This window comes from uncultured Cohaesibacter sp. (assembly GCF_963556055.3).
Taxonomy (GTDB): domain Bacteria; phylum Pseudomonadota; class Alphaproteobacteria; order Rhizobiales; family Cohaesibacteraceae; genus Cohaesibacter.
In genome coordinates, this window is record NZ_CAUVYE020000029.1 from 1 (window position 1) to 12,053 (window position 12,053).

Consider the following 12,053-nt stretch of genomic DNA (forward strand, 5'->3'; position numbering starts at 1 on the left):
TTTGAATTACAGGGCATAGACAATGATAATTTCCCCGCAAAGTGACAATCTTATCGATTTCGAGCAAACACAGGCCAAAATGGTGAAGATTGTCGAGGATCATGGCGGAGATGCCAAGGATTTCAAGGCCCGCGCAGCAATTCTGCAATTGCTGAAAGACGTGTTGCAGCAGGGCAGAAACCGCGCAGAAGAGCTGCTTGGTCAGGACGGCATCGGAATCTTGTGTGCCATTCGCCTTTCCTATCTTGAAGACCAGATCATCACGCTTATTCATCGCTTTGCCATAGAGCATGTCTATCGGCTCGACAATCCGTCCAGCTCGGAACATCTGGCCGTGATCGCGGTTGGCGGATATGGGCGGGCAACACTGGCTCCCCATTCCGATATCGATCTGCTGTTTCTGTTGCCCTACAAGCAGACACCCTGGGGGGAAAGCGTTGTTGAATATATCCTCTATATGCTCTGGGATCTGGGCCAAAAGGTAGGCCACGCAACCCGCACGGTAACCGAGTGCATCCGCCTGTCCCGCTCGGACATGACCATTCGGACAGCGCTGCTTGAAGCACGCTTTGTTGATGGCGAGAAAAAGCTGTTCGACGAGCTGCTTGTCCGCTTCGACAAGGATGTCTTGCGCAACACCAGCGCGGAGTTCATTGCCGCCAAGCTGGCCGAACGCGATACCCGTCACGCCCAACAGGGCAATTCGCGCTATATGGTCGAGCCCAACATCAAGGAGGGCAAGGGCGGTTTGCGCGACATCCAAACCCTGTTCTGGATCGGACAATATGCCTATCGGGTGAGGCGTGCCCGTGCATTGATCAAAGCTGGCGTCTTCTCCGAGGAGGAATATAACCGATTCAAGAAGGCAAATAATCACCTCTGGACCGTGCGTTGCCATCTGCATTTTCTGACCGACCGCCCCGAAGAGCGGCTCAATTTCGATGTTCAGCGCGAGCTTTCCAGCCGAATGGGCTATCGCAGCCGTCCCGGACAGAGCGCCGTCGAGCGCTTCATGAAGCATTATTTTCTGGTTGCCAAGGAAGTGGGCGAAATCACCCGCGTTTTTTGTGTTGCCCTTGAAGAGGATTTCGGACGCGCCGCACCGGGGATCAACCGATTCTTTTCAGCCATTCCCCTGCCTTCCGCCTTCCAGCGCCGCAAGATCCGGGACGCAGACGGCTTTCACATTGATCATGGTCGGTTGACCGTGGACAGTGAAGAGACTTTCAAGCAGGCCCCGGCAAACCTGCTTCGAATTTTCGAGCTTGCGGATCGCGAAAACCTTTCCTTTCATCCGGATGCCATGCAGGCGATTCATCGCAATTTGCATTTTATTGACAGTGACTTGCGCAATGACCCGGAAGCCAACGCCACATTCCTGCGTATCCTCACGTCACGCCGCGATCCGGAAAGCATCCTGCGCCGCATGACCGAAGCGGGGGTTCTAGGACGATTCATCCCTGAATTCGGACGCATCGTCGCCATGATGCAGTTCAACATGTATCACCACTATACGGTGGATGAGCATCTGTTGCGGGCGGTGGGCATTCTCTCGGAGATCGAAAAGCAGGAACTGGGAGACGAACACCCGTTGGCCCATGGTCTGGTTCTCAATATCAAGGATCGGGTGGTGCTCTATGTCGCGGTGTTCCTGCATGACATTGCCAAAGGGCGTCCGGAAAGTCATTCCACAGCTGGTGCTCGCGTTGCCCGTGAGCTTTGCCCGCGTCTTGGCCTGAGTGAAGAGCAGACCGAACAGGTATCCTGGCTGGTGCTGGAGCATCTGACCATGAGCCAGGTTTCCCAGTCGCGCGATCTGTCTGATCGCAAAACCATTCTCGACTTCTGCTCCGTGGTCCAGACCATGGAACAGATGCGCATGCTGCTCATTCTGACGATTGCCGACATCAAGGCGGTGGGACCCGGTGTATGGAACGGCTGGAAGGGACAATTGCTTCGCTCTCTTTATTCCGAAGCCGAAACAATTCTCACCGGCGGCCATATTCAGGAAAGCCGCGACAGCCGCGTGGCGGCCATGAAAAAACGGGTTGCAGATCGGCTTTCGGGCTGGAGCGAAAGCGAAACCGAAGACTATCTCAATCTGCATTATCCTGCCTATTGGCTGCGCACCGATGTTGACAGCGCGGTGGAACATGCCGCTCTCATACGCGAGGCGGATGCCAACAACCAGAAAGTGGCGACCGCGATCAAGCCTTTCGAATTTGAGGGCATCACGGAAATCACCATTCTGGCACCGGACCATCCGCGCCTCTTGTCGATGATCGCGGGGGCCTGTTCGGCGGCGGGGGCCAATATTGTCGACGCCATGATTTTCACGACCACGGACGGCCGGGCACTTGATACCATCCTCATCAATCGCGAGTTTGATGAAGACCGTGACGAACGCAGACGCGCCAACCGTGTGGTCGATCTGCTGGTGCAGGTGCTCAAGGGCGAGACCCGTCTGCCGCCGCTGGTCAAACAGAAAGAAAGCCACAAGAAGCGATTCAAAACCTTCCGCACCAAACCGAAGGTCATCGTCAATAACGAGTTGTCGAACCAGGCAACCGTTGTCGAGGTCGAAGGGATGGATCGATCCGGCCTTCTCTCCGCGCTTACCCGGACCTTGTCGGCGCTCAATCTGGACATCGCCTCGGCTCATATCTCGACCTATGGCGAGCGTGTCGTCGACGCCTTTTATGTCACCGATCTGACGGGTGCGAAAATCACCAATGCTGATCGTAAAAAAGCCATCGAAGAGCGTATGATGGAGGCCTTGACCGGCAAACCGAAGGACGAGCAAAAGGAAAGCTAGGCAACAGGGAGTGGCTTGCCATTCTCTGGGTATAACTACGGTCCCAGCAGTATTTGTGCCATTTGCTCGCGCAATCAAGCACTCTATATAGAAGCGCTTGGTGCCGCTTTCGGTTGCAGCTTGCTTTCATATCTTGGTTTGCTTTGGTGCCGAGCAGAAGGATTCTTGGCCATGTCGATGCTCAGAAATTTCGCTACTGTTGGCGTGGCGACCCTTGCCAGCCGGTTTCTTGGCTTTTTTCGCGATATCCTGATCGCGGCCAGCCTCGGCTCCGGTCCGGTTGCCGATGCCTTTTTCGTAGCGTTCAGGCTGCCCAATCTTTTCCGTCGCCTGTTCGCCGAAGGGGCTTTCAATTCCGCCTTCATTCCGATCTTTGCCGGATCCCTGCAAGCGGATGGCAAAAAGGGCGCTCGGCAAGTGGCTGAAGAAATTCTGGCGGGACTCCTGTTTGTGCTATTGCTGGTCACAGCTCTGGCCGAGCTTGCCATGCCGCTCATGATCCATGTTCTGGCACCGGGCTTCAATGAAGACCCGAGCAAATTCGATCTTGCGGTCGTGATGACGCGGATAACCTTTCCTTATCTGCTTTGCATGTCGGTCATTGCCTTTTTGTCCGGCATTCTGAACTCATTGGGCAAGTTCGCAGCCGCTGCCTTTGCGCCGGTGCTGCTCAATGTGGTGCTGATCGCGACGCTGGTGCTGGTGCTTCTGCTGCATGCCGATAACAGCCTCGATGCTGGTTATTTCCTTGCCTGGGGCGTGTTCGTGGCCGGGTTCGTTCAGCTTCTGGCCCTGGTGTTGGCTGTCATGAGGGCAGGATTCCCCGTTCGCCTCAAATGGCCGACCTATACGGGCAATGTCAAAAAGCTGTTGCGGCTCGGCGTGCCCGGCATCATTGCCGGTGGCGTGACCCAGCTCAATATCACGATCGGAACAATCATTGCCTCCTTTCAGGCGGGGGCCGTTTCCTTCCTCTATTATGCGGACAGGATCTACCAGTTGCCGCTCGGCGTTGTCGGGATTGCCATTGGTGTGGTGTTGCTGCCCGACCTTACCCGGAAAGTGCGGGCAGGGAATGTGGTCGCCGCCGACTATGCCCAGAACAGGGCCATGGAATTTGCCATGTTCCTAACCCTGCCAGCCGCCGTCGCTCTGGTTGTGATACCTGAAACAGTTGTTCAGGTCCTTTTCCAAAGGGGGCAGTTTTCAGGCAGCGACACGCATATGACCGCCCTCGCCCTCGGAGCCTACGCACTGGGCCTGCCAGCTTTCGTCTTGAATAAGGTGCTTTCACCGGGCTATTTCGCCCGAGAGGACACCAAGACCCCGATGAAGTTTGCGACCATCGGAATGATCGTCAATGTGGGTGCAGCACTCCTGCTGTTTCCGTTTCTGCATCATATCGGCATTGCCATCGCAACAACGCTTGCGGGCTGGGTCAATGCCCTGCTTCTGGGCATCACCCTGTGGAAGCGCGGCCATTTTCGGGCGGACACCCTGCTGATAAGGCGGCTTGTCATGTTCCTGCTCTCTTCCGTGATCATGGGAATCGGGATCTTTTTCCTCTGTGATTTCCTGAATCCCTGGTTGGAGGCTCCGCGCTTGCTGGTTCGGGTTCTGGCACTCGGAGCTCTTGTTGCGGCAGGGATATTGCTTTTTCTCGTATCCGCGCTCGGAACCGGTGCCTTTTCGTTCAGAGAGTTCAAGGGGCGCATGAAAGGCTAGCGAAAGCATAAGAGGCAAAATCGGGGCGAAACCAAGGGTTTTCCCTTGCATCAAGCACCACTTTGTCCGATAAGGCTTTCAACCGCAGCAGCATTTTCTTTTGTCTTCCTTGCCGCTGCGGTTTTCTTTTTCCCCCTCCCCCCTCGCGCTTCCACCCGCCTGGGCAACATCATGAGGTTTATCATGGCTGGTTTTGAACCACGCGTTTTCTCCGGTATTCAACCGTCTGGCAATCTGCATCTGGGTAACTATCTGGGTGCGATCACCAAGTTCGTCGATCTTCAGTCGTCCTATAATTGTGTTTTCTCTGTTGTTGACATGCATGCAATCACCGTCTGGCAAGATCCGGAAGGCTTGATCAAACGCACCCGTGAAGTCACCGCAGGCTTCCTTGCGTCAGGTATCGATCCTGAAAAGCATATCGTTTTCAACCAGAGCCGCGTTTCCGCCCATGCCGAACTTGGCTGGATCTTCAACTGCGTGGCACGGATGGGCTGGCTTTCCCGGATGACTCAGTTCAAGGACAAGGCCGGAAAGAACCGCGACAATGTCTCGACCGGCCTGTTTGTCTATCCCAATCTGATGTCCGCCGATATCCTGATCTACAAGGCAACCCACGTACCGGTTGGCGAAGACCAGAAGCAGCATGTCGAGCTGTGTCGTGATACGGCACAGAAATTCAATGTCGATTATGCAGAGCGCATCGCTGCTCTTGGCTATGGTGTCGAGAATATCGGCCGGGACGAAACCACGGATCCGGAACAGATCTTCTTCCCGATGGCAGAACCGCTGATCGGTGGGCCGGCGCCTCGTGTCATGTCCTTGCGAGACGGATCCAAGAAAATGTCGTCCTCGGATGCTTCCGACAAGGCACGCATCAACCTGACCGATGATGTGGATGCGATTTCACTCAAAATCCGCAAGGCCAAAACCGATCCCGAAGCCTTGCCAAGCGAAGTGGACGGCCTTACCGGTCGCCCTGAAGCATCCAACCTTGTGGGCATCTACGCGGCACTTTCGGCAAAATCCAAAGAGGATGTTCTGAGCGAATTCGGCGGTGCCGAATTCTCGACCTTCAAACCGGCTCTCGTTGATCTGGCTGTTGACCGGCTCTCACCGATCACCGGGGAGATGCGTCGCTTGATGGATGATCCGGGCCATATCGACAGCGTGCTGGCCAGAGGAGCCGAGAAGGCTGCGGCCATCGCCAATCCTGTATTGGATCAGGTCAAGGATATCGTCGGTTTCATTCGCGCATCCTGACAGGCGAAAAGACAGAAATCGTTTCTGATTCGAAACAATAGCAGAAACCGGATGGACACACTGTGTCTGTCCGGTTTTTGTTTTTGTGACTCTGTGTGCATCGCTCACCTTAAAGACTGGGAAATCTGCCAAAGCAACTCTTGCGCAGCGCCGCCGGACATGGCAGGCTTTCTTTCATGATTATCAAACGTACTATTCATGAAGCTGGCCATATTCGCAAATTTCTCGTTGTCGTGGACGAGACCGAGGAATGCGATCGCGCGGTCACGTATGCGGCGTTGCGTGCTTCGGCAACCGGCGGCGCTGTGGTCATGATGGTTTCCGTTGAGCCCGAGCATTTCAACCACTGGCTTGGCGTCAAGGAAATCATGCTTGCCGAAGCCCACGAAGCAGCACAGGAGCGGCTGGCTCAATTCAAGGAACGCGTCGAGGAAATCGTCGTGGTTCCCACCGAATGCGTTGTCCGCGAGGGACCTGTCGCAGAACAGATCACCGCTCTCATCGAAGAGGATGAAGATATCGGTATTCTGGTGCTTGCCGCCGCAGTCGGTGCGAAAGAGGGTCCGGGTCCGCTCGTCTCCTCCATTTCAAGCCAGTCCGGAAAACCCTTTCCCCTGCCGGTCACCATTGTGCCGGGCGACCTCTCGGATGAAGATATCAGAGCAATCTGCTAGGCGTGAACAAAAAGGGGACTGCTTTCAGCATATTTTTCGCAGAAACGAAGCCCGGCAGCTTGACCTTTGCGCCGGGCGCGTTATGTCTTCTTTGAACTGTAATTGTTGAAAAAGGCACTCGACTTTTCCGCAGAGCCACCTGCATAATGACGCCAATGATGCAGATGAATAGCTTGATCTGCTTGGATAGGTCCCAGAGGAATCGAATATGTTCATTCAAACCGAAGCGACGCCCAATCCCGCCACCTTGAAATTCCTGCCTGGCAAGGTTGTTCTGGAAGAGGGAACGATGGATTTCCGATCAGCCAGCGAGGCTGGCGTCTCTCCACTTGCCGAGAAACTCTTTACGATCGACGGCGTCGAAGGGGTGTTTTTCGGCTTCGATTTTGTCTCCATCACAAAAGGCAATACCGATTGGCAGCATATCAAGCCAGCCATATTGGGCGCGATCATGGAGCATTTCCTCTCTGGTGAGCCGCTCCTGAAACGCGATGAAGCCAGCCAGTCTGCCAATGAAGATTTTGACGAAGCCGACGCGGAGATTGTCGCGACCATCAAGGAATTGCTGGAAACGCGCGTGCGCCCTGCGGTCGCACAGGATGGCGGCGACATCACCTTCCACGGTTTCCGGGATGGCGTTGTCTATCTTTCCATGCGCGGAGCCTGTGCAGGCTGCCCATCCGCAACGGCAACCCTGAAACATGGCATTGAGAATCTCTTGCGCCATTTCATTCCCGACGTTCAGGAAGTTCGTCCGGTCTAGCCCCGTTTCCTTTTCCGATCAGGAGCCGAAATGCTCGAGACAATTTTTGAACTGACGGGAAAAGACCCCAAGAGCTTACAGCAACGGGCCCTGAAACTGAGTGAGGAAGCCGGAGAAGTTGCCCAGGCCGTTTTGTCGGCGACCGGCGCTCCGGGGTCCTCCTACAAGGCAATGACCCTTGAAGATGTGCGCGAGGAAGCTGTTGACGCGGCAATCGTTGCCCTTGCCATCCTCGCCCAGGCATCGGAGAGCGAAGAAGCCTATCTTGTCGAACTTGACAGGCTGGTCGCGGAAAAATGCAACAAGTGGAAAACAACACTTGCCACCGATGCTGCTGAATTGGACCCAATGGAACCGTGAAAAAGAATTCGGAAATCTGTCTGGCGCTTGACACAGCACTCGAGGCCTGCTCGGTCGCCCTCGCCATAAGGGACAAGGACGAGCTTCTCACCTTTGGCCGATCACTGGCTCTCGGGCGTGGCCATGCCGAACATCTGATGAATGAACTGGAAACACTGCTGGATGAGGCAGAGATTGGCTATGATCAACTCGACCGGATTGCGGTGACCATCGGACCGGGCAGCTTCACCGGCCTGAGGGTTGGTCTTGCCACGGCACGCGCCTTGGGATTGGCGCTCGATATCCCGGTGATCGGTGCCTCAAGCCTTCTGGCCCTGGCCCTTAGCGCCTGGAAAGAAGGCCATCGCGGCACTGTGGCCAGCTTCATTGATGCTCGCAGGGGTCAGATCTATGGGCAATTCTTTTCGCTTGCCGATGAAAGATCCGGCATCGAGTCGCTGTCTGAGGCCTGCGCCAAGAGTGCTGATGCCTTTGCGCAGGACTGTCTTGATGCAACCCAGCTGCGTTTGATCGGCAGCGGCAGTGAATTGGTGCTTGGAAGCGAGAAGGCGGGCCCGCTTGCGCAACAGCAGATCATCATGACGCGCTATCCGGATATGGAGCAGCTGGCTGTTTGGGCCCTTGACCAAACAGCTCCCTTGCGACCGCCAAGCCCGCTCTATCTCAGAGACCCTGACGCCAAGCCTCAGGCTTCCAAAGCCATAGCACGCCTTTGATTTCGGCCACGATTCGACATTTGGCGATCTGGTCCCCAGCAAATCATGCGTTATTGTTGATATCACATAACAAGTGGATTCGCATTCCGCCCCCCTTTGGAGTAATTCAAAACCTGTTGGGAGATGAAGCGTGTTTTTTGCGCTGAAAACAACCTCTTTGGTCATGCCTGCCGCCTTTGCGGACATTGCCGACATGGCTGCGATCCATCGTCGTTGTTTTGCACGTGGATGGTCTGCAAGCGAATTGCAGGCGCTTTTGCAGGACAAGTTTGTCGAAAGCTTCGTGCTGAGGCGTACGAGTCTGCGCATCAAGGATCAGGTGGTTGGGTTTGTGCTTGCACGTTCTGTGCTTGATGAATCGGAGATCCTGACGATTGCAGTCGACCCGGACCACCAGAATTCCGGTGGTGGCAGGCAACTGATGAATGAAATGATCCGACATCTTTACGGAAATCGAGTTGCAAAACTGTTTCTGGAAGTGGACGAGAGCAATAAAGCTGCGCTATCTCTTTATTCGAGCTTAGGATTCTCAAAAGTAGGGGAGCGCAAGGGCTATTATCACAATGACGACGGCGACCCTTCTCTCGCCTGGATCATGCAGGTGGAACCATTTGGCGACCACCATCCGCACCATAGCCAGACGCGACAGTAAGGGGCGAGAGCGACATGACACGTGATACCAAGACGGCCATTGAAGAGTTGTGCGTAAGGGCCGGTATGCGCATGACCGAGCAGAGACGCGTCATTGCTCGCGTTCTGGATGACTCAATCGATCACCCCGATGTCGAGGAGCTCTACGCGCGTGCGGCAAAGATCGACAACAATATTTCCATCTCCACCGTCTATCGGGCGGTCAAACTGTTCGAAGATTGCGGCATCATCGAGCGGCATGATTTCCGCGACGGGCGCTCGCGCTATGAAACCATTACCGAGAAGCATCATGATCATCTGATCGATTTGCGCACTGGCAATGTCATAGAATTTCGCGATGAGGAAATCGAACGCCTGCAAGAGGAAGTCGCACGTCGTCTTGGCTTCAAGCTTGTCGACCATCGCCTCGAACTTTATGGCATTCCAATCGAAGAATCAGATAAGTAGTTCTTGAGGCATACCTTGGAACAAATGCCAAGGTCAGATCTTGCGACCTTGTCTGGTTGCCATCGCGGACCTTGATCTCTGGCAGTGATCGAGCCCACCTTGAAAGCGGACCGGCCAGAACAGGTCCATGATTGAGTTTGTAGAGCATGATGAGCAGCAAGTCCCGATTTTCCATGTCAGCGGTTCGTGCAACGCTCGCGACGCTCTTGATTGCGCTGTTTGCCATCGTCCTCATCCCCCTGCAATATCTTTCCGTGACGCTTAATCTGCCGACAAAGCGCTGGATTCCGGTGCTGTTTCATCGGATCAATTGTCTGGCCCTTGGCGTTCGCAAGACAGTCAATGGCAGTTGTGTCAAAAAGGGCTCGGTGCTGATCACCTCCAATCATTGCTCCTGGATCGACATTGTCGTGCTGGGCAGCCTGCAACCGCTCTCCTTCATCGCCAAGTCCGAGGTCGCCAACTGGCCGATCTTCGGCCTGTTTGCCAAACTGCAACGCTCCATCTTTGTCAATCGCTCACGCAGGAGCGAAACCGCGCAAGTGGCCAGGGAAATCGCCCGGCGTCTCAAGGAAGGGGATGCGATGGTGCTGTTCGCAGAGGGAACCTCATCTGATGGCAATCAGGTGTTACCCTTCAGAACATCGCTCATTGGCGCGGCCAAGGTGGCCATGACCATGAACGCAAACGAGCCCCGGAGCGAGGAGGAAAAGGAGCCCGAGAAAGAGGAAGCGGATCAGGTCTGGATTCAACCCCTATCGATTGCCTATACGGCTCTTCATGGCCTGCCGATGGGCCGCCAGCATCGTCATTTGGCGGCCTGGTATGGCGACATGGATCTTCTCCCCCATCTCTGGGTTCTGCTCAAGGAAGGTGCGCTCGATGTGACCCTGACCTATGGTGAGCCGATCCCGTTTGGCCCCGGAGAGAACCGCAAGGAGGCAGCACTCAAAGCGCACGAAGCGGTCCGTCAGACGATGCTGCGCGACCTGCACCACCAGACAGACCCGCATCGTCGCTGAGACCAACAGGTTGCCAAGTTGGCACACTCGCCCTTCTCCCTTCAGTTCTTCACCGATTTTCCTTTGCAAATGAGAATAAAACGCGCTACAGGCTGGGTTTTGAAAAGCGATGGACCAATTTGGTACCAATGCGCGTTCCCCAAGCTGCAAGCGGACAAGCCGACATGACTGCCTTTGAAGACAAGAAAGTCTTTGTGAAAACCTACGGATGCCAGATGAATGTCTATGATTCCAATCGCATGATGGACTCGCTGGCAACCAGGGGATACAGCCCGACCGAGGATATGAATGAGGCGGATCTGGTGATCCTGAATACCTGCCATATCCGCGAGAAAGCGGCAGAAAAGGTCTATTCCGAGCTTGGCCGTATCCGTCAGATCAAGGAAAAGCGCGAAAAGGACGGCAAGGGCGAAATGAAAATCGGCATTGCCGGCTGTGTCGCCCAGGCGGAGGGACAGGAAATCATCCGTCGTGCGCCTGTGGTTGATCTGGTCGTTGGCCCACAAGCCTATCACATGCTGCCGGATCTGCTGGAACGCACCAATGGCGGTGCCCGTGTCGTTGAAACCGACTTTCCCATCGAAGACAAGTTCAAGGCCCTGCCTGCGGCAAAAAAAGAGGTTACGCGCAAACGGGGCGTCAGCGCCTTTCTCACGGTTCAGGAAGGGTGTGACAAATTCTGCACCTTCTGCGTGGTTCCCTATACGCGCGGAGCGGAAGTCTCGCGCCCTGTTGCGCAGATCGTTTCTGAGGCGAAAGGGCTGGCAGACGCGGGCGTGCGCGAAGTCACCCTTCTGGGACAGAATGTCAATGCCTATCACGGCGAGGGATCCGATGGCCGGGACTGGGGGCTTGGTGAGCTGTTGTTCGAGCTGACCAAAATCGAAGGACTTGACCGGTTGCGCTATACCACCAGCCACCCGCGCGACATGGACGACACCCTGATGGCCGCGCATCGGGATCTGGATTGTTTGATGCCCTATCTGCATTTGCCTGTTCAGTCAGGATCAGACAGGATTCTCAAGGCGATGAACCGCCAGCACAGTTATGAGGACTATGTCCGTCTCATTGATCGTATCCGCAGTGCGCGACCCGACATCGCGCTTTCGGGCGATTTCATTGTTGGTTTTCCGGGCGAAAGCGATGAGGATTTCGAACAGACAATGCAGATCGTGCGCGAGGTGACCTATGCCTCAGCCTACAGTTTCAAATATTCTCCCCGTCCGGGAACACCTGCTGCCGATGACGAGAACCAGATCGAAGATGCAATCAAGTCGGAGCGGCTTTACCGTTTGCAAGACCTGCTGAATGCTCAGCAGAAAGCCTTCAATGCGTCCAAGCTTGGAGAGGAAATGACCGTTCTTCTCGAACGCAAGGGACGCGAGCCCGGACAGCTCGTTGGCAAATCGCCATGGCTGCAAGCTGTGCAAGTTGATGCACCGGACAACTTGATTGGTGAAATTGTCACAGTTAGGATCGATACTGTCGGTAGCAATAGCCTGTTTGGCACAATGATCGATCCTGCCCGATGATAGTCGAAAGAGATCATGCCAACTGGTATTCGTGGAATTTCATGTTGTTTGAAGGGATAAGCGTTTGAGCGACCAACGCCGCGAC

At 55.0% G+C, this 12,053-nt stretch carries 11 protein-coding genes; all 11 read left to right on the forward strand.

What is annotated here, in order from left to right:
• The first annotated feature begins 22 nt into the window (after positions 1 to 22).
• The 11 genes from ACHZB8_RS17580 (at position 23) to miaB (ending at position 11,968) form a co-directional block, all read left to right on the forward strand.
• On the forward strand, positions 23 to 2,815 hold the full coding sequence (locus ACHZB8_RS17580; protein WP_316862237.1) for a [protein-PII] uridylyltransferase: 2,793 nt from the start codon (positions 23 to 25) through the stop codon (positions 2,813 to 2,815).
• A gap of 171 nt (positions 2,816 to 2,986) precedes the next feature.
• Entirely contained in the window at positions 2,987 to 4,540 is a 1,554-nt protein-coding gene (murJ, locus tag ACHZB8_RS17585) for a murein biosynthesis integral membrane protein MurJ (protein ID WP_316862238.1), read from the forward strand.
• A 183-nt stretch (positions 4,541 to 4,723) separates the two neighbouring features.
• Positions 4,724 to 5,803 (forward strand): tryptophan--tRNA ligase, encoded by a 1,080-nt coding sequence (gene trpS, locus ACHZB8_RS17590; RefSeq protein ID WP_316862239.1) that lies wholly within the window; start codon positions 4,724 to 4,726, stop codon positions 5,801 to 5,803.
• Between the two features lie 176 nt (positions 5,804 to 5,979).
• Positions 5,980 to 6,477 carry a universal stress protein gene (locus ACHZB8_RS17595; protein ID WP_316862241.1) on the forward strand — a complete coding sequence of 166 codons (498 nt, stop codon included), beginning with the start codon at positions 5,980 to 5,982 and terminating at the stop codon, positions 6,475 to 6,477.
• Between the two features lie 208 nt (positions 6,478 to 6,685).
• A complete protein-coding gene (locus ACHZB8_RS17600; protein WP_316862242.1) occupies positions 6,686 to 7,240 on the forward strand; it encodes a NifU family protein in 555 nt (184 codons plus the stop codon).
• A gap of 30 nt (positions 7,241 to 7,270) precedes the next feature.
• Positions 7,271 to 7,600 carry a MazG-like family protein gene (locus ACHZB8_RS17605; protein WP_316862243.1) on the forward strand — a complete coding sequence of 110 codons (330 nt, stop codon included), beginning with the start codon at positions 7,271 to 7,273 and terminating at the stop codon, positions 7,598 to 7,600.
• The gene (gene tsaB / locus ACHZB8_RS17610) at positions 7,597 to 8,316 is read left to right on the forward strand and encodes a tRNA (adenosine(37)-N6)-threonylcarbamoyltransferase complex dimerization subunit type 1 TsaB (RefSeq protein WP_316862244.1); all 720 of its coding nucleotides are present in this window, start codon (positions 7,597 to 7,599) and stop codon (positions 8,314 to 8,316) included. The genes ACHZB8_RS17605 and tsaB overlap by 4 nt, the downstream gene beginning before the upstream one ends.
• Before the next feature lie 130 nt (positions 8,317 to 8,446).
• Positions 8,447 to 8,968 carry a ribosomal protein S18-alanine N-acetyltransferase gene (gene rimI, locus ACHZB8_RS17615; protein ID WP_316862246.1) on the forward strand — a complete coding sequence of 174 codons (522 nt, stop codon included), beginning with the start codon at positions 8,447 to 8,449 and terminating at the stop codon, positions 8,966 to 8,968.
• A 14-nt stretch (positions 8,969 to 8,982) separates the two neighbouring features.
• Positions 8,983 to 9,414, forward strand: a complete 432-nt coding sequence (locus tag ACHZB8_RS17620; RefSeq protein ID WP_316862247.1) for a Fur family transcriptional regulator — start codon at positions 8,983 to 8,985, stop codon at positions 9,412 to 9,414.
• A gap of 146 nt (positions 9,415 to 9,560) precedes the next feature.
• Positions 9,561 to 10,436, forward strand: a complete 876-nt coding sequence (locus tag ACHZB8_RS17625; protein ID WP_316862249.1) for a lysophospholipid acyltransferase family protein — start codon at positions 9,561 to 9,563, stop codon at positions 10,434 to 10,436.
• Between the two features lie 128 nt (positions 10,437 to 10,564).
• Complete coding sequence (gene miaB, locus ACHZB8_RS17630; protein WP_394706216.1) at positions 10,565 to 11,968, forward strand: tRNA (N6-isopentenyl adenosine(37)-C2)-methylthiotransferase MiaB; 1,404 nt, start codon at positions 10,565 to 10,567, stop codon at positions 11,966 to 11,968.
• The last annotated feature ends 85 nt before the right edge of the window (positions 11,969 to 12,053 follow it).

Coding starts and splice junctions, on each gene's coding strand:
- ACHZB8_RS17580 (WP_316862237.1), top strand. CDS start 23: ATGATAATTTCCCCGCAAAGTGACAATCTTATCGATTTCGAGCAAACA.
- murJ (WP_316862238.1), top strand. CDS start 2,987: ATGTCGATGCTCAGAAATTTCGCTACTGTTGGCGTGGCGACCCTTGCC.
- trpS (WP_316862239.1), top strand. CDS start 4,724: ATGGCTGGTTTTGAACCACGCGTTTTCTCCGGTATTCAACCGTCTGGC.
- ACHZB8_RS17595 (WP_316862241.1), top strand. CDS start 5,980: ATGATTATCAAACGTACTATTCATGAAGCTGGCCATATTCGCAAATTT.
- ACHZB8_RS17600 (WP_316862242.1), top strand. CDS start 6,686: ATGTTCATTCAAACCGAAGCGACGCCCAATCCCGCCACCTTGAAATTC.
- ACHZB8_RS17605 (WP_316862243.1), top strand. CDS start 7,271: ATGCTCGAGACAATTTTTGAACTGACGGGAAAAGACCCCAAGAGCTTA.
- ACHZB8_RS17620 (WP_316862247.1), top strand. CDS start 8,983: ATGACACGTGATACCAAGACGGCCATTGAAGAGTTGTGCGTAAGGGCC.
- ACHZB8_RS17625 (WP_316862249.1), top strand. CDS start 9,561: ATGATGAGCAGCAAGTCCCGATTTTCCATGTCAGCGGTTCGTGCAACG.
- miaB (WP_394706216.1), top strand. CDS start 10,565: ATGCGCGTTCCCCAAGCTGCAAGCGGACAAGCCGACATGACTGCCTTT.